This is a genomic window from Streptomyces sp. NPDC001020 (assembly GCF_053599115.1).
On the sequence record NZ_JBSFLQ010000023.1, the window covers coordinates 103,229 to 120,914 of the forward strand.

General features: G+C 69.0%; 11 protein-coding genes. 10 read left to right on the forward strand and 1 reads right to left on the reverse strand.

Annotation, left to right across the window (positions count from 1 at the left end; all coding sequences use genetic code 11):
• The first annotated feature begins 665 nt into the window (after window positions 1-665).
• Together ACWDEX_RS22585 and ACWDEX_RS22590 are read left to right on the forward strand one after the other, a co-directional pair.
• Window positions 666-3,989: a right-handed parallel beta-helix repeat-containing protein gene (locus ACWDEX_RS22585; protein WP_450465558.1), complete on the forward strand. Its 3,324-nt coding sequence runs from the start codon at window positions 666-668 to the stop codon at window positions 3,987-3,989.
• Window positions 3,986-5,236, forward strand: a complete 1,251-nt coding sequence (locus ACWDEX_RS22590) for a S8 family serine peptidase (RefSeq protein WP_450465559.1) — start codon at window positions 3,986-3,988, stop codon at window positions 5,234-5,236. Before ACWDEX_RS22585 ends, ACWDEX_RS22590 begins: the two co-directional genes overlap by 4 nt.
• 81 nt (window positions 5,237-5,317) lie before the next feature.
• Here ACWDEX_RS22590 and eccCa read toward each other — a convergent pair whose 3' ends face one another.
• The gene (gene eccCa, locus ACWDEX_RS22595) at window positions 5,318-9,259 is read right to left on the reverse strand and encodes a type VII secretion protein EccCa (RefSeq protein ID WP_450465560.1); all 3,942 of its coding nucleotides are present in this window, start codon (window positions 9,257-9,259) and stop codon (window positions 5,318-5,320) included.
• Window positions 9,260-9,517: 258 nt separating this feature from the next.
• Between eccCa and eccD the strand changes: the two genes are divergently transcribed.
• The 8 genes from eccD to ACWDEX_RS22635 all read left to right on the forward strand — a co-directional run bounded on the left by eccD (window position 9,518) and on the right by ACWDEX_RS22635 (window position 17,685).
• Window positions 9,518-10,918 (forward strand): type VII secretion integral membrane protein EccD, encoded by a 1,401-nt coding sequence (gene eccD, locus ACWDEX_RS22600; RefSeq protein ID WP_450465561.1) that lies wholly within the window; start codon window positions 9,518-9,520, stop codon window positions 10,916-10,918.
• A gap of 44 nt (window positions 10,919-10,962) precedes the next feature.
• Window positions 10,963-12,426 carry a type VII secretion protein EccB gene (gene eccB, locus ACWDEX_RS22605; protein ID WP_450465562.1) on the forward strand — a complete coding sequence of 488 codons (1,464 nt, stop codon included), beginning with the start codon at window positions 10,963-10,965 and terminating at the stop codon, window positions 12,424-12,426.
• 225 nt (window positions 12,427-12,651) lie between these two features.
• Window positions 12,652-12,996 carry a hypothetical protein gene (locus ACWDEX_RS22610; protein WP_450465563.1) on the forward strand — a complete coding sequence of 115 codons (345 nt, stop codon included), beginning with the start codon at window positions 12,652-12,654 and terminating at the stop codon, window positions 12,994-12,996.
• A gap of 59 nt (window positions 12,997-13,055) precedes the next feature.
• Window positions 13,056-13,373, forward strand: coding sequence for a WXG100 family type VII secretion target (locus ACWDEX_RS22615; RefSeq protein ID WP_450465564.1), 318 nt, complete (start codon window positions 13,056-13,058; stop codon window positions 13,371-13,373).
• A gap of 243 nt (window positions 13,374-13,616) precedes the next feature.
• Window positions 13,617-14,087 (forward strand): type VII secretion system-associated protein, encoded by a 471-nt coding sequence (locus ACWDEX_RS22620; RefSeq protein ID WP_450465565.1) that lies wholly within the window; start codon window positions 13,617-13,619, stop codon window positions 14,085-14,087.
• A gap of 42 nt (window positions 14,088-14,129) precedes the next feature.
• Window positions 14,130-16,823 (forward strand): AAWKG family protein, encoded by a 2,694-nt coding sequence (locus ACWDEX_RS22625; protein WP_450465567.1) that lies wholly within the window; start codon window positions 14,130-14,132, stop codon window positions 16,821-16,823.
• Complete coding sequence (locus ACWDEX_RS22630; protein ID WP_450465569.1) at window positions 16,820-17,344, forward strand: YbaB/EbfC family nucleoid-associated protein; 525 nt, start codon at window positions 16,820-16,822, stop codon at window positions 17,342-17,344. Before ACWDEX_RS22625 ends, ACWDEX_RS22630 begins: the two co-directional genes overlap by 4 nt.
• A 5-nt stretch (window positions 17,345-17,349) precedes the next feature.
• Entirely contained in the window at window positions 17,350-17,685 is a 336-nt protein-coding gene (locus ACWDEX_RS22635) for a hypothetical protein (RefSeq protein ID WP_450465571.1), read from the forward strand.
• Window position 17,686: the final 1 nt, after the last annotated feature.

Sequence of the window (17,686 nt, forward strand, 5' to 3'; positions counted from 1 at the left end):
GCGCTACCTTCGGCCGAGGTGCCTTGGCCCGCGGCGCCCTCGGGTGCGACACCGGGACTGACGCGTTTGGAGCTTCCCGGGACTCTGACGGGGAGATCCCGCGCCGACCGGGGTGTGTGCGGAGGCTTCATGGGTTCCTTTCCAGCGGAGTGCGGGCCCGTGCGTCAGCGCTGCGCGCGGGTCTGCGAGCTTTCCCCGAGTGGTCGGTCCCACACACACATGTAGCGGGTCCGCCGCCCTCCCGGTTCAGCCCTCGTGTTTCCTCTCATCGGAGGACCAGGGCCGGAGTAAAGATACGTGTTGTGGTCTGCGAACCCGAACCGTGCTCGGTCCCGTCCCACCCACGTCGACGACAAGCTCCCCGGGCCGACACATGTCGACGCCCAAGTCCCACCGATGACATTTGTGTTCCGGCTGGTTCCGCGGTTCCCGCATGTCGTTGAACCTCAACTACTCTGGTCCCCGGGTCGGCCGAGGCGTCACCGGAGCAATCGAGTGGGGTGTCGGCGGGAGCCGATGACGAGACAGGTTTCCGCCGCACGGTTGCCAACGTGTCCGCCCGGTTCGCCATCCCGCGACCTGGGCGCCCGGCAAGATGGTCGCTGCCCGTGCAAGGCACCCCCGGTCCGCGGGTTCCGGGGTGTCCGTCTGAGGAGGAACCACGCGTGTCTCGCCAGGTACTCACCGTCGGCCCGGACAGTGCCGACGGCCTGTCAACGATCGGGGAAGCGCTGGCCAGAGCACGCAGTGGCGCGGTCCTCAGCATCCTTCCCGGCACCTACCCGGAGAATCTGACGATCACCACGCCGGTCACCATCGTCGCCGCTCAGGCGCGTGGCACCGTGGAGATAGCCCCGCGTCGGGGCACCGCCCTGACGCTGAAGGCGGATGCCGTCATGCTCACCGACCTGGTGCTGCGCGGCCGCGACGAGGAGCTTCCGGTCGTCGACGCGCCCCGTGGACAGGTCGCGATGGACGGCTGCGAGATCGCGGCCTCTTCGTGGACCGCGCTGCTCGCCCGGAACAGCGGTTCGCTGGCCATGCGTGACTGCCGCGTCACCAATGGCGCGGGCGCCGCAGTCGTGGTCACTTCACCCGCGGACAGCTCGGTGGAGTCCTCCACCCTCGAACACCTCGGCACGACCGGCGTCGTGATCGGCGAACAGGGCCGTATCACCGTGCGGGGCTGCACGATCCGCGACGCCCGCGGCAACGGCGTGCTCGCGAACGGGGAGGCCCAGGGCTCGATCGAGGAGTGCGACATCTCCTCCACGGACAAGCCGGCGGTGGCCCTGGAGGGCCGCAGCACCACCAGTGTGCTGCGCACGGTGGTGCACGACACGACCACGGGTGTGCACATCACGAGCGAATCGCGCACCCTCCTCGAAGACGTGCGGGTGACGAACACCTCCGGCATCGGAATCGCGGTGGGCACGGGCAGCGACCCGCTGCTGCGCCGCTGCCGGGTGGCCCGGACCAAGGAGCACGGAGTCCTCGTCGCCGACCGCTCACGGGGCACGTTCGAGGACTGCTGGGCGGATTCCTGCGAGGCGCCCGCGGTCCGGGTGACCGGGTCGTCCTCGCCGGTCTTCGTCGGCCTGACGGTTCGGGACTGCGCCGGTGCCGGGCTGCTGCTGGAGGAGGAGTCCGCGGCGGAGATCGACCGGCTGGAGGTCGTGGACGCCAAAGGTGTCGGCATCTCCCTTCGCACCGGCGCCAATCCGCTGATCCGCCGGGCCCGGATCATCTCCGCGGCGGGACACGGTGTTGAGGTGCTCAAGGACGGCAGGGGGCGGCTCGAGGACTGCCTGATCCAGCGGCCCGCAGGCGCGGGCGTACGTGTGGAGGACGACGGAAACGTCTACGTCGGCGGGGGAGCGGTGGAGGCTCCTGAGGGCGCCGGGCTCTCCGTCGGCGGTGCCGGCGTCATGACGGTACGGGACTGCGTGATCACCAAGGCGGCGCAGAACGGCGTCCTGGTCGAGAAGGACGGTGACCTGACCGCGACCCGTGTGACGTCCCACGAGAGCGCCGGGCAGGGGGTGCTGATCGCCGACGGCGGGCGGGCGTCCCTGAACTCCTGCGAGATCAGCGGCAGCGGCAAGGACGGCGTGCGGATCGAGTCCGACTCCCCGGTCTCGGTGGTGAACTGCACGGTGCGGGACAACGCGGGCGGCGGCCTGATCCAGGCCAAGGCGGGCGACCGGGTGGCCGTGGAGGGTCTGACCAGCACCGGCAACGGCAAGCGGGACGCGTGGGGCGTCGGCGACGCGGAGGGCACCGATCCGGCCGCGTCTCCCGGGACCCAGGAGCACGGCGCCGGCTCGGGCGACGACGCCTCGCTGGCCGCGCTGGACGGGCTGATCGGCCTCGACAACGTCAAGCAGCAGGTGCGGACACTGGTCAACCTGACCCAGCTCGCCCAGCGGCGGGTCAGGCTGGGCATGCCGGCGCCGCCGATGAGCCGCCACCTCGTCTTCGCGGGCCCCCCGGGCACCGGCAAGACCACCGTCGCCAGGCTCTACGGAAGCATCCTCGCCGGGCTCGGCACCCTGCGGTCGGGACACCTGGTCGAGGTCTCCCGGGCGGACTTGGTCGCCCAGATCGTCGGCGGTACCGCGATCAAGACCACTGAGGCCTTCAACCGTGCGCTCGGCGGGGTCCTCTTCATCGACGAGGCGTACACGCTGCTGTCCGACAAACAGGGCTCCGGCGCCGACTTCGGCCGCGAGGCCGTCGACACACTGCTGAAGCTGATGGAGGACCACCGGGACGACGTGGTGGTCGTGGCCGCGGGCTACTCGTCCCAGATGGACGACTTCCTGGCATCCAACCCCGGCCTCGCCTCCCGTTTCTCCCGGACGATCGAGTTCGAGAACTACACCGTGCCCGAACTGGTCGCCATCGTCGAGAAGATGTGCCTGTCCCACCAGTACCGGCTGGACGACTCGACGCACCAGGCGCTGGCCGTACGCTTCGAAAGGATGCCGAAGGACGCCACGTTCGGCAACGGCCGCGAGGCACGCCGAGTGTTCGAGGAGATGGTGGACCGCCAGGCGACCCGTCTGGCCACCCTCGCCGACTTCTCCGAGAGCGACCTGCAACTACTGCTGCCCGAGGACGTGGGCGCCGACGCGGCGGGTGCGATCTTGGGCGAGGCCGCATCCGGCGAGACCGACCCGCTCGCGCGACTGGGGGACCTGGTGGGTCTCGCGGCCGTCAAACGGGACGTCACCGACCTCGTCAACCTGCTGTCCACGGCACGCCAGAGGGAAGCCGCGGGCCTGCCCGTGCCGCGCATCAGCCATCACCTCGTTTTCACCGGGCCGCCCGGCACCGGCAAGACGACGGTGGCACGCCTGTACGGCGAGCTGCTCGCCTCGCTCGGCGTGCTGCCCCGCGGCCAGCTCGTCGAGGTGTCCCGCGCCGATCTGGTGGGCCGGTACATCGGCCACACCGCGCAGTTGACCCGTGAGGTGTTCGAGCGGGCCATCGGCGGCGTGCTGTTCGTCGACGAGGCGTACACGCTGACCCCGGCGGGCGCCGCGGCCTCCGACTTCGGCCGTGAGGCGGTGGACACCCTGCTGAAACTGATGGAGGACCACCGCGACGAGGTCGTCGTGATCGTCGCCGGATACACCGAGGAGATCGAGGGCTTCCTGGCGTCCAACCCGGGTCTGTCCTCGCGGTTCTCCCGGCGGGTCGAGTTCGCCGACTACTCGTCCGACGAACTCGTCACGATCGTACGGGCCCACGCGACCACGGCGGGCTACGAGTGCGGGCCCGGCACCGGGCCGGTGCTCCGCGAGTACTTCGACTCGCTGCCGCGCGACCGGTCCTTCGGCAACGCCCGTCTGGCACGCCAGGTCCTGGAAGGCATGATGACGCGTCAGGCCGGGCGTATCACCCGGATGTCGGCGCCCGGGTTCGAGGACCTCAGGCTCCTTCTGCCGCAGGACGCGCCGCGGCGGGAGGGGGTGTCCGCATGACGCGCGGGCCGGGCACAGACCCCGTACGCCGAGGCCTCTGTGAACGGGGGCGGACGGCCCTACGCTCCTGCGCCTCGGTCCTCCTGCCCCTCGCGCTGGCGGCGACGGCCGTGCCGGCGGTCCCGTCGGAGGCCGTCGCCGAGGGGACGACGACCGTCAGACTTCCCGTCGTGGCGGCACGGTTGGCCGATGGCGCCGTCTGCGCCAAGCGGTCCACGACCACGGCGAGAACCACGCCGTGGGAGCATCAGAGCCTGGAACTGCCCCGGACCGCGCGGATCTCGCGGGGAGCGGGGGTCAAGGTAGGTGTCGTCGACACGGGTGTCTCCACGAGCGCGCCCACCCTGGCGGGACGCGTCAAGGCACTGGGCCCCGCCGGGGACGACTGCGTGGGGCACGGCACGTTCGTCGCCGGACTGATCGCCGCCGCACCGGCCAAGGGCGTCGCCTTCCACGGCGTCGCCCCGCGGGCGAACATCGTCGCGGCCCGCGGCACCACCGAGCGCGGGGCACCGTCGGTGGCCGCCGTGGCGGCGGGGATCCGCGGCGCGGTGGACGCCGGTGCCCGGGTCGTCGAGGTGTCGGCCGCGTTCGACACCAGGTCGCCCCGGCTCGACAAAGCGGTGTCGTACGCCGCGAAGCACGACGCCCTCATCGTGGCCGCCGCGGTACCGGACCCGTCGAGCGGCACCGCCGGGGCGACCACACCGGGACCACGGGAGTACTGGCCCGCCGCGATCCCCGGCGTGCTGAGCGTGCTGGACGTGGACGTCCGCGGCGGCCGCCCGGACTCCGCGCTTGTCCCGGTCCGCGCCGACCTGGCGGCTCCTGGCGACGGCGTCGTCGGTATCGGGCCGCGCGGAAGGGGGCACTTCGTCGGCTCCGGCGCCTCGTTCGCCGCCGCGTACACCGCCGGCGCCGCCGCCCTCGTACGCTCGGCCTTCCCGAACCTCTCCGCGGCGGAGGTGGCCCGGCGCCTGACATCCACCGCCTACCCCGACGACGTACCGCGGCTGGACGCCTACGCCGCGGTCGTTTCGGTGACGGACGGCACGCAGGCGGTCCGCGCCGGGGCCGGAGCGCAGGACGATTCCGTACGGCTGCCGGACCGGACGCCCGGGGAGCGGGCCACCCGGACCGCGTTGCTGATCTCCGCCCTCGGAGCGGGAGTCGTGCTCCTCGTCGGCTGGGCGGCTGTGGCCATCCCGCGCGGCCGGGCCCGTGGATGGCATCCGACACGGCGCTGACGCGCTACGGAACCTTTCCGGCCTGCCGTGAACGGCTGTGGGGGGTGGTCGGGGTGTCAACGCCCCGACCACCCCCCACAGTCACCTCTCCGCCGCTTCCGGGGACTGCTCCACCACCGCCGTCTGCAACAGTGTCGCCTTGTTCCGGGCGATGTACCGGGCCCTGCCCGGCGGCAGGTTGCGGGGCTTGACGTTGCCGAAGACATATCCCTCGGTCGGCGGGCAGGACAGCAGCAGGCCCGGCGTGTTGACCTCGCCCAGGCGCCGCAGGAGCTGGTCGTTGAAGCCGCGGCCGGCGCCGGTGGCCGACCGCGCGACCACGATGTGCAGGCCGACCTCGTGCCCGAGCGCCAGGAACTCGAAGAGCGGCGCGAAGGGGTGGTCGAACGCGTTGCTGCCGCCCAGCATGTCGTAGTCGTCGACCAGGACGAACAGCCGCGGGCCGGCCCACCAGTCCGCCTTGCGCATACGGGCGGGGCTGATGTCCTGTCCCGGCAGCCGTGTCTTCAGCGCCCGCTGGGTACCGCCCATCAACTCCTGGAGCGCGGACAGGGACACGGCGTGCCCCAGGCGGTACTCCTCGGGTATGGCCTCCACCAGCTCGCGCCGGTAGTCGACCACCAGGACCCGTGCCTCCTGGGGGGTGTACCGGGCGGTGATCGCGGAGGTCACCAGCCTCAGCAGGTTGGTCTTCCCGCTCTCAGTGTCGCCGATGGCCATCAGATGCGGGGTGCGGCTGAAGTCGTGCCAGACGGGGGAGAGCGTCTCCTCGTCGATACCCAGCGGCATCCGCAGACCCTCGGTGCCCTCGGTGGCGGGCAGCTCGCCGACGGGCAGCCGGTGCGGCAGCATCCTGACGGCGGGCGCGGCAGCCCCGGTCCAGGTACCCGCGATCCGTTCGACCAGGTCGTCGACGCCCTCGGTGAGGTCGTCGACGGAACCGCTGCCGTCCACCCGGGGCAGCGCCGACAGGAAGTGTTGCTTGCCCTCGACCGTGAGACCGCGTCCGGGAATGCGCGGTACGAGCGCCGCCCGCCGCACGTCGATCACCGAGTCCATGTTGTCGCCGAGCTTGAGTTCCAGGCGGGTGGCGATCTGGTCGCGTACCTGCGTCGTCATCTCCATCCAGCGGGAGACGGTGATGACCAGGTGAATGCCGTAGTTCAGACCGCGTGCGGCGAACTGGCCGAACGTCGGGACCAGAGAGTCGAAGTCCTGGCGCAGGGTCGCCCATCCGTCCACCACGAGGAAGACGTCACCGTGGGGCTCGTCGGCGAACTCGCCGGCCGCACGCCGACGCCGGTACGTCGCCATCGAGTCGATGTTGTTGTCCAGGAAGAACTGCTCCCGGTGGTTGAGCACCGCCGTGATCTCGGCCACGGTACGGCTGATGCGCTCGCTGTCCAGCCGGGAGGCGACGCCGCCCATGTGCGGCAGCCCGGACAGCCCGGACAGCGTGCCGCCGCCGAAGTCCAGGCAGTAGAACTGCACCTCACGGGGGGTGTGAGTGAGTGCCAGGGAGGCGATGAGGCTGCGCAGCAGCGTGGACTTGCCGCTCTGCGAACCACCCGCGATACCCACATGGCCCTCCGCGCCGGACAGGTCCACCTCGAGGGCGTCGCGGCGCTGTTCGAAGGGCTTGTCGACCAGGCCGACCGGCGCCTTCAGACGACCGGACCCCGTCCACCGCGTCGCCGTGAATCCGCGCTCCGGATCGACCGTGAGCGGTGGCAGCAGTGCGTCGAGCGGAGAGGGCCGGCCGAGCGGGGGCAGCCATACCTGGTGGGCTCCCGGCCCCGCGTCCCGCAGCCGGTCGAGCGCCACCGACAACAGGCTGTCACCCGCCTCCTTCTCCTCCTCGGCGGCCGGTTCCGCCACCGCGGGCTGGGCGGCCGTGCGCGGCACCACGTACCCCGACGTCCACGGCACCACCTGGCTGGCCACCCTGGCTTGCGCGACCGCTCCGCCCCGTTTGCGGTACTCGCCCGACACATAGGCCGCCCGGAAGCGGGTCAGTGCCTCGACACCGCTCTTGAGATATCCGCTGCCGGGCTGCGAGGGCAGCTGATAGGCGTCCGGGACACCCAGCACACCCCGGCTCTCCATGGCCGAGAAGGTGCGCAGACCGATCCGGTACGACAGATGGCTCTCCAGCTGGTGCATCCGCCCCTCGTCAAGACGCTGCGAAGCGAGCAGCAGATGGACACCCAGCGATCGCCCCAGACGGCCGATCATGACGAACAGCTCCATGAACTCCCGGTGCGCGGAGAGGAGTTCACTGAACTCGTCGACCACGACGAACAGGCTCGGCAGGGGGGCCAGCGAGGCCCCCGAGGCACGCGCCTTCTCGTACTCGAGGGCCGAGGAGTAGTTGCCGGCTGCCCGCAGCAGCTCCTGGCGGCGGATCAGCTCGCCATGGAGGGCGTCCTGCATACGGGCGACGAGTGCGACCTCGTCCGAGAGGTTGGTGATCACCGCCGAGGTGTGGGGCAGCTCGTCCAGGCCGAGGAAGGTGGCTCCGCCCTTGAAGTCGACCAGGACGAAATTGAGGGTCTCGGAGGAGTTCGTCAGGGCCAGCCCCAGGACGAGAGTCCGCAGCAGCTCGCTCTTGCCGGACCCGGTGGCGCCGATGAGCATGCCGTGCGGCCCCATCCCGCCCTGCGCGGACTCCTTGATGTCCAACTCGACCGGCAGGCCGTCGCCGCCCACCGCGATGGGCACCCGCAGCCGGGACGCGCCGTCGGCACGCTGCCACAGGGCCGCCGGCTCATGCCGGTACAGGTCGGGGATGCCGAGCAGCGAGGTGAGTTCGGTGTCCGCGGCCAGTGGTTCGGCCGCGGAGGCCGCCAGCCGCATCCGGTACGGCGCGATCATCCTGGCCAGCGCCTCGGCTCCGGCAGGCCCCATGGCATCGGGCCTGCCGAGGACCGTCGTCTGTTCCTTGCGGGTCCGGTCGGTGCGCACCAGGCTGATCCGGTCGGGCTGGACGTCCAGGCGGAGCGTGGTGCGTCCGGGCCGCCACTGCAGGGTTTCGGCCAGGTCGAGAACGACGGCGTTGCGGAAGCCCTGAGCGTCCATGCGGTGTCCGGAGGGCACGGTCACACCGTCCAGGACGACGACCGTGTACGGCTCCTCCCGCCCCGGAGGAATCTCCGGGTCGAAGGCGGGGCGTTCGCCGAACTCGGCTCCCAGCAGGTCCTCCAGGTCGCTGAAGGCGGACGTCACCATCCGTGCCGGGCCCGCCCCGTCCTCCTCCTGAGGATGCTGACCGTGGGGCAGCCACTTCACCCATTCCCAGTCGGCGCGGTGCTCGTCGGCGGCACACACGACGATCCACAGCTCCTCCGGGGCGTGGAAGACGGCCAGTTGCGCCACCATCGCACGCACCAGATTCCGCCTGGCCGCCGCGTCGCCCCGCATCAACACCCGCGCCCAGGAGCGCAGATACACGGCGACCGGCTGGTCGGGCACCGTGCTGTAGGCACGTATGAAGCGGCGCAGCGCATGTGCGGAGAGCGGATCGAGGTCCTCCACCGGCTTGGTGGACAGCGGGGTCAGCTTCAAGGCCAGCTGCTGGTCGCCGACCGCGATCCGCACCTCACCGAAGTCCTCGTCCTTCACTCGGCGTTCCCACAGGCGGGTCGTGCGCACCATGGAGCGCAGCGCGGCAGGCTCCGGGTGCCGCCAGGCCAAAGCCAACTGCTGCTCCACCACGGCGCGTCGGGTCTGCTTGCGGATCTGCCCGAGATACCTCAGATAGTCACGCCGCTCTCCCCGCAGCCGCTGCTTGCGCTCACTGGTGCGACGCATGAACTGACCGATGATCATGGCGGCCGACGCCATCACCATCAGGCCCAGCGACAGATAGACGAAGACACCGTTCGACCCACCCGGGCGCAGGAAGATCAGCATCATGGAGACGGACATCATCGCCATGGGCATGTATGTCCACACCGCGGAGTTGTCGGGCACCGTCTCAGCGAGCACCGGGGGTTCCTGGAGGCTCAACTCCCCCTGAGGCATGTCCGGACCGCGACGACGCGCGGGACGACGAAACAGCACGGAACTCAACGAATCGGCTCCTTCGGGCAGCAACCAGTGAGGTGTCACCGGGCCCGTTGGCGGAAAACAGGGGCTGTGAAGCCAGCCCGGCAGCAGAGGTACCCTGCACACGATAGACGGATGGAACACACACTGGTTCAGACACGTATGTGTTGCCCGGGACGTCTCCACCGCATCCGACCCACCTGATCACCTGCCGCGAAAGCGAATGTGCCGACCATGAGCGACACCTCGGTGGCCAGCCTGTGCCGCCTCACCGTCCGGGCACCCTCCAGGACCATCGACCTGGCTGTTCCGGCGGACGTGCCGGTGGCCGACCTTCTGCCCACGTTGCTCCGGTACTGCGCGGACGGCATCGAGGAGGAGGGACTCGACCACGGCGGCTGGGTACTCCAACGCCTCGGCGGCCCCGCCCTCGACGACGAGGCCACCTTGGAGGCACTCGACCTCCACGACGGCGACGTCCTCCATCTGCGTCCACGGGCCGAGGCGATGCCCGAGGTGCGCCTCGACGACCTCGTCGAGGGCATCGCGGAGGTCACACGGGAGAGGCTGCACGCCTGGACCCCGGAAAGAAGCCGGCAGTTGCTGCGCGGCTTCATCGTCTGTGTGCTCGTCATCGGCCTGGGCGTGCTGGCCTGGCCCGGCGGCCCGGTCGTCCCCCGCGTGGCCACGGCGGGCGTCGCCGGTCTGCTTCTGCTGGCCGGAGCCGCCACGGCGAGCCGTGCGGTCGGTGACGCGGCCACGGGCGCCGCCCTCGGTGTCATGGCGACCCCGGCGCTGGCCCTCGCGGGCTGGCTGCTGCCCGGCGGTGAGATCGCCGGGCCCCACGCCCACCAGGTGCTGGGGGCAAGACTGTTGGCCGTCGGCGCGGCCGGGGCGGGCGGCGCGGTCCTCGCCCTCGCCGCCGTCGCCGTCTACGCCCCGCTCTTCCTCTCCACGGCCGTGGTCTGCGTGGCCGCGGCCGTTTCCGGGGCCATGATGAGCGTCTTCGACGTGCCCGTGGACACGGCCGCCTGCGTGGTCGCCGCATGTGCGGTGCTCGTCGGGGGGTTCGTCCCCGCCCTCTCGTTCAAGCTGGCCGGAATGCGGATGCCGCCCTTGCCGACGAGTCCGCGGCAGCTCCAGGAAGGCATCGACCCGTACCCCAGCCAGGAGGTGGCCACCCGGACGGAGCTGGCCGGCGGCTGGATGATCGCGCTGTACGGCTCGATCGGCGTCGTCTCCGCGATCTGCCTGATTCCGCTCGTGCGACGCCCGAGCGTCCCGGAGGAGCTGATCTGCGTCGTCCTGTCCGTGATCCTGCTGCTGCACGGACGGGGCATGGTCAACTCGTGGCAGCGGCTGGCCCTGGTCGTCCCCGGCGCCCTGGGCGCCGCGCTGATCCTCGTGGGCGCCGGCGCCCGCCTCGCCCCAGGTGACCGGCCCGTGTTCGTCGTCGGCCTGCTGGGCCTGACCGCCGTACTCGCCGTCGTCACCTGGACCGTTCCCGGACGCCGGATGCTGCCCTACTGGGGCCGCGCCGCCGAGCTGCTGCAGTCCACGCTGGCCATCAGCCTGCTGCCGCTCGTGCTCTGGGCCATCGGGGTGTTCGGCGACCTGCGCGCCATCTCCGGCTGACCGCGACCATGCCGATTTCGAAGAGAGCCGCGAGGTAGGCCACCATGCAGTCCAAGCGCGACCAGGTCCAGGCGCACAGCTTCGTCATGACCCGGCTGACCGCCGGCATGCTCCTCGCGGAGCCCGACGCCCCTGACACACCTTTGGGCCGGACCACCCGGGGGGTGTTCATGGGTGTGCTCATCGCGGTGCTGATATCCGCCGGGGCGTTGGTGTTCGGGCTGATCTCGCCCGGCGGCAAGACCTCCTGGAAGGCGGCCGGAACACTCGTCGTCAACAAGGAGACCGGCGCCCGTTACCTGTATCTCGGCGGCCGGCTCAGGCCGGTGCGCAACTACGCCTCCGCCCGGCTGATCGCGGGAAGTGATCTCGCCACCTCCACCGTGGCCACCGCCTCCCTCCAGGGAACCCCCGTCGGCCGGCCCATCGGCATTCCCGGCGCCCCCGAGTCGGTGCCGTCGGCGAGCAACCTGGACCGGGGCGCATGGCTGGTCTGCTCCACCGTCGACGCCCAGGCCTCGGCCGCGCACACCACGCTGGTGGCCGGTGCTCCCGTGGACGGCACGGGGCTGGGCTCGGGACAGGGACTCGTGGTCAGGGGACCCGACCGTACGACCTACCTGGTCTGGCAGGGCAGCCGACTGCGCCTGGACAAGCAATCCGGTGCCGCCGTGTCGCTCGGCTACGGCTCCGTGACCCCACGGCCGGTCTCCGCGGCCTTCCTCGACGCCCTGGTCGCCGGTCCGGACCTGGTGACGCCCGACGTACCGGGCCGCGGCGAAGCCGGACCGTCGCTCGACGGCAGGGCGAGCACGATCGGCCAGGTGTTCCAGGCCCGGGTGCCCGGCTCGGACGAGCACCCGTACTACCTCCTGCGCAAGGAGGGACTGGTGCCGCTGACCACCACGCAGGCGGACCTCGTCCTCGGCGACCCCCGGACACGTGACAAGGCGTACGGGGGACGGACACCGCGACCGGCCGCCCTGGGGGCCGACGCGCTGAAGCAGCACCTGGCGCCGGGCGTGGAGGGCCGCTCGCCGGCCTCCACGGACCTGCCCGCCGCACCGCCGAACCCGGTCGGCATCGGGGCGGACAAGTCCGCGTGCGTCGGTGTGGAACCGGACGAGGACGGCACGAAGGTCACCACGTTGCTCGCGGCGACGGACGACCTGACACCCGCGGCCCAGCCGTCGGCGGAATCCGCACGAGCCTGTCTGCCAGTGGACGCCGTGGTGGTGCGTCCGGGGCACGCGGCGCTGGTACGCGCCCTGGGAGCCGGTGGCACCACCATGGGCACCACGACCTACCTGGTCGACGACACCGGCACCAAGTACCGCGTCCCGACCGCGAAAGCGCTCGGCGCACTCGGCTACAACGAGGGCCAGGTGACGTCCCTGCCCTCACCGTTGCTGTGGATGCTGCCCGCGGGGCCGGACCTGGACCCGGACGCGGCCGGCGGCGTGGTGTCACCCGCCACCACGTCGGCCCATTGCGGGCAGGCCGGGTAGCAGCAAATGTGTAGGTTGCACCGGGCACATGTGATGGATGCCTGTGCGACACACGTTGCCGGTAACGTATGTGTGGAGTCCGGTTTCACCGTCCGCCCTCGGAGCCAGTCACACAGGCATCAGGCAACAGGCATCTGGCAACAGGCATCTGGCATCAGGCATCTGGCATCAGGCGCCGGGCAGGTGCGGGGACACTCATTCGGAGAAGCAAGGGAGTGGCTGAACATGGCAGGCAATGTCCGCCAAGGAGACGAGCAAGCGACACGCAACGGCATCCTGGCCCTGGAGTCCGCCTTCAACGGTGTCCTGAGGTGCCGTCAGGACGTGGAGGCCACGCGCAACAACCTGAGGACGGGCTACCAGGGAAGTGACGGCATGGCCTACGGCGACCTCATTCAGCTCTGGGAGGGGCAGGCCGACAGCATCCTGCGCGGCCTCCGGGAAATGATCGACAGCCTCAACCTGACCCTGTCGTCGATGCAGAAGAACCAGGGCTCGTCGAACGAGTCCATCAACCACGCCTACCAGGAAGCGAACACGGTCTTCGACCAGCTGACGGGTGCCGCCTAGGACTCGAGAGCCGCTGCCTTCCCGGACGACTGACTCACTTCGAGAGACTAGAGGTCACCATGAGCTTCACAGACGGTCAGATCTACGTCGCCTACGACCACATGCAGAACGCGGCCGACGACATGGTCCACCAGACCAGGGCGATCGCCCAGACGATCGTCGACCTCGACGCGGAACTCACGGCGTTGAGGGATTCCTGGAGCGGTGCTGACCGCGACGCGTACGACGGCAAGCAGCGGGACTGGGACGCTGCGGTCAAGAACATGGAGAACTTGCTGAGCAGTCACGCCAGCCTCCTCACGGACGTGTCCGGCAATTACCAGTACACCGAGAACTCACTGAGCCAGATGTGGTCCGACGTCAAGGTCATCGGCTGACACCGCGCAACGTTGGGGGCCGACCGACCACCTGCGGGATCGGCCCGTGCGGTGCGCACACGGCACCGCAGCCGAAGCTGCCGCGGATGTATGCCCGCACTTCGGCTGCGGTCCCGCCGGGGGGGGGGCACGCCGGCCGGGGCACGCCGGCACTCCCCGTTCGCGGTTCACCGCACCATCTGTCGTGGCGGGCTCGGCGGTCCCGTATCTGCCCGGCCCCACCCCGCTATCTCTGGAGGTCCCATGGCAAACCTGTCGCATCTCGACGGGAAGTCGCTGCAGACGTTCATCGACACGGAGCTCAAGGACTTCGTGACGCAGACGGAGAACATTCGTCAGGACTCGGACGAAGGGACCGATCACCCGGCTCGGGCCCTCAAGAGCCTGCTCAACGGCGAAGCCACTCCCGAAACGTTGCATCAGAACCAGTTCCTCGCGCTCGGTCCGATGGCCGGGGACGAGGGGCTCACGCACGGCAAGGCCCTCATCGACGCGGTCACCAGGTCGGCCAAGTCCATCGACGGCATCCTGGAGAACCAGCAGCGACTGTTCAGGGACATCGACAGGGATTTCAGAGAGACCCTCAAGATCATGGGGGCCACACAGAGCGACAACATCACCGAGATCAGCGGAGAGAAGCTCCTCGACATCTTCGGGGATGTCGACCGTGATCTGACCCCGACGAACGGCAAGAGTCAGAGCCAGACCACATAGGCCGGTCTCCCCTCCTCCACCCCATCACAGCGGAGTTCTCGCATGGAAAACGATCCGGATGACTACTGGGCCCAGGCCGTGAACAAGTACACCGGCTACCCGATGTCGAGCCGGAAGTCCCTCTTCGACAAGCTGAAGAGCAAAGAGGGAATTCCGCTTATGCGGGTGAACGTGGTTGAGCATCCGATGCGTGCCGTTAAACCGGAGGACTACACCGCTGTTTCCGGATGGCAGGCCTCCCATGGCGAGGACTATCGGCTTGCCTTCTACACGCATCACGGTAAGGACCAGGTCAGGCTGTTCACCGCTGACATCGTGTTCATTGGAACTCTCGCCGATGAGAACGGGAAGAGTCACCTGTCGGATCCGGGCTCGACCAGAGAAGGGGGTGCTTTCAAGGGCAAGTACGGCGACGAATGGGACGACACCGAGCTGTGGCGTTACGTGTCCGCTCCGAAGTTCGCCCTCGAAAAGCTGGTGAACGAACACAGCACCAAAGGCTTTTCCTACAGTGGCCAGACTGTGCAGGATGCCGAGGCCGTTGACCTCGTCTCGTTCACTCGAACCGCTCAGTCCTTCGACCGGGCAGCAGCGTTCTTCCGGCGTCAACTGGCGCCACTCGAGGAGTGGAACAAGGCGCTGGGCGGGGATGACGCGGCATGGAAGGGCCAGTCAGCCGACGTGGTGCGGACCCTCATCCAGACGCTGCACAAGAACTACGAGAGCTATGTACAGCAAATGGGGGGCCGTGAGTACAAATCCGGTCACGAGTTCCTCGGCGGCGGCAGCCCGGAGTCGACGTATTCGGAGATGCTGTTCCAGGCTCAGTGGGATCTGCATTTCGAGGCGAAGGTACTGAAGGACGTATGGCAGAACTGGGCCGACTCGGGAGAGCATGATCCGCACCGGTCTCTGCTCGAAGAGTTGGACGCGCTGAGTGACTGGATCATACATAACAACGTTCCGCTCGTCGTGGTCGATCCCGAAAGCCTCGGGTCGCAGTACGGCTGGTCCTCCGATGACGACGGTGACGAAGATCTGAGGTATACGAGCGAGGACGCCTTTGACACCTTGCCGGGATTCTCCGATAACCCCGGAATAGGTGCGCTCGACGACATAAACACCTGGAAGAAACTCGGCGAACAGGCGGTGGATCGCTGGAATCGCAACGTGGAAGGGTATCTCGTTGAGGCTGCCAAGCAGTCTGTTTCCAGGCTTGGGAAAGGCTGGAGTGACGCTTCTGAGGATCTGGGTCAAGAGGTCCTGACGAAAGAGTCGGAAAGTCTCTCCAACACTTACGAGAAGAAGGAGATGAAGAGCGAGAAGGAGGCTTCCAAGAAGGCTCTCGATGATGCGAACAAGAAGAACAGTGAAGCCTGGAACAATCTCAACAAGAACCTCTCCGACTCCAACCACAACAACAAGAGCCTGTTTGACAACCTGAACCAGAATCTTTCCGACTCCAACAACAACCAGAAGCAGCTCAACAACGGCCTGCACGGGCTCGGAGACAGCCTCAACCACGGCCTCAGCAACCTGGGCAACAGTTTCAGCGCGGACGGTCTCGGCGGTGGTCTGAACCTCAACGGCGGCGGCCTGAACCTCAACGGCGGCGGTCTCAACGGCGACGGCAAGGCGTCGCTGCTGAACGGCGGCTCGGACAATCCGACCAGTGACTTCGGCGGCACCCACCTGACCAACAGTCCGTTGAACACCGGCACCACCCTTCCGCTCAACAACTTCTCCTCCCTGATCCCGAAGACGCCCACCGGCACCTCATCCCCGCTCAACCTCAACCCCGACTCGCCCACCACTGCCGGCCCTCACCTCGACGCCGACGGAAACCTGGTGCAGACATACCCGGACGGCACCAAGACGGTGCTGAACCCCGACACCGGGCAAATCATGACGACCGCCCCGAACGGCCACACCACCACGACCCGGCTGAATCCCGGTGGCGTCATCACCAATCCCGACGGGAGCCACACCCGGCTCAACCCGGACGGCACGCTCACGACGGAGTTCCAGGACGGCACCAAGACGGTGTTCAACCCGTCCGACGGCACCCTGCGGACCACGAACCCGGACGGTCACACGACCACGACCCATCTGAACAACCCGATCGACATACCCGACCTGCCGAGGGGCGGTACCAACCTTTCGCATGGCGGTACCAACCCTTTGCACGGCGGGACTCACCTTTCCCACGGCGGAACCGCCCCACTGAACAACGTGCATCTCAGCGGTGGCAACGGGCATCTCGACGGTGGCGCGGACGCCGACTACATGGACTACGACAGCACACCTTTCACGGGAGGTACGCTGGGCGGAGCCGTCGGCGGTCACCAGGTCGCCGGAGCAGACACCCTGAACCCGACGGCGAACGGAGGGGGCACACCTCTCAACCCCGGCTTCGGCGGTGCGGGAACCGGAGCGGGTGCCGGGGGAGCGGGCGGGGCGAACGGGGAACGTGTGCGTACGACGCTGAACGACACGCAAAACCTGTCCGCACTGCGCCGTAACGGTGCCGTGGCACCGGCCATCGACGGCGAGGACATGCCCTTCAGGCGCGGTGGGACCCAGACCACCAGCTCTCCCATGGGCGGCGCCCCGATGGGCGGCATGCAGGGCGGTCAGTCCACGGAGAGCGGGGACCGGCAGCGCACCAACTGGGTGGACGAGGACGAGGACGTGTGGGGCACTGAGGAAGGCGGAGCACCGGCGGTGATCGGATGAGCGGGATGGACAAGGACGGCGTGACGCGTGCCCAGCAGGAGACGCCCGACGCAACCGTGGCGGCGAATCCCTTCACCGAGGCCCTCAGCGAGCGCCTCGCCGAGACGCTGGCCGAACTCGACGCCGTCACCACCGGTCTGACCAAGGCCAAGGCGGAACTCCGCGACGCCACCTACGTGGTTCGATCCCGAGACCGCGCGGTGGAGGCCACGGTGGGGTCCCAAGGGCAGCTGATCGACCTGAGGTTCCTCGACAACAAGTACCGCACCATGAGCCCGACCGAGCTCGCCGCATCCGTACTGGAGGCCGCGACGCAGGCACGTGACTCGATGTCGCGTCACGTGATGCGCACGATGGCGCCCTTCACCGAACCACGCCCGGGCATGCCGCACATGGAGGGCTTCGACATCGACTGGGCCGACATCTTCGGGCCCGGCGTCCTGGAGGAACCGGAGGCGTCCTCCCCCCGGAAGGGCCGAGCGTCGCTGCGGGACGAGATCCATGAGGACGGGGAGGAGTAGAAGCCGTGGGAAACGTCTTCTCCGCGAACCCCGCAGACATCCACAGGTGGGCGCGGATCTTCGCCGAGATCAAGGACATCACGGACAACTCGGTGCGCGAATTCGAGGACGCGGCCCGCAGGACCGCCGGCTGGGTGGGCCAGGACGACTCGATGGCCAGGGAACTCGGCCCGCAGGACGAGAAGGAGCGCAAGGGCGCCTCGGAGACGGGCACGTCGCTGATGGAGGCCATCGCCGGCATGGCCAGAGCGCTGAACGTGAACGGCAACATCATCCAGGGCGCACAGAACGACGCCTTCGAGGCCATCGACGAGCACGCTTCCAGGACCGGGAGGCACTGAC

Coding starts and splice junctions, on each gene's coding strand:
- ACWDEX_RS22590 (WP_450465559.1), top strand. CDS start 3,986: ATGACGCGCGGGCCGGGCACAGACCCCGTACGCCGAGGCCTCTGTGAA.
- ACWDEX_RS22630 (WP_450465569.1), top strand. CDS start 16,820: ATGAGCGGGATGGACAAGGACGGCGTGACGCGTGCCCAGCAGGAGACG.
- eccCa (WP_450465560.1), bottom strand. CDS start 9,259: ATGCCTCAGGGGGAGTTGAGCCTCCAGGAACCCCCGGTGCTCGCTGAG.
- ACWDEX_RS22615 (WP_450465564.1), top strand. CDS start 13,056: ATGAGCTTCACAGACGGTCAGATCTACGTCGCCTACGACCACATGCAG.
- ACWDEX_RS22625 (WP_450465567.1), top strand. CDS start 14,130: ATGGAAAACGATCCGGATGACTACTGGGCCCAGGCCGTGAACAAGTAC.
- eccD (WP_450465561.1), top strand. CDS start 9,518: ATGAGCGACACCTCGGTGGCCAGCCTGTGCCGCCTCACCGTCCGGGCA.
- eccB (WP_450465562.1), top strand. CDS start 10,963: ATGCAGTCCAAGCGCGACCAGGTCCAGGCGCACAGCTTCGTCATGACC.
- ACWDEX_RS22610 (WP_450465563.1), top strand. CDS start 12,652: ATGGCAGGCAATGTCCGCCAAGGAGACGAGCAAGCGACACGCAACGGC.
- ACWDEX_RS22620 (WP_450465565.1), top strand. CDS start 13,617: ATGGCAAACCTGTCGCATCTCGACGGGAAGTCGCTGCAGACGTTCATC.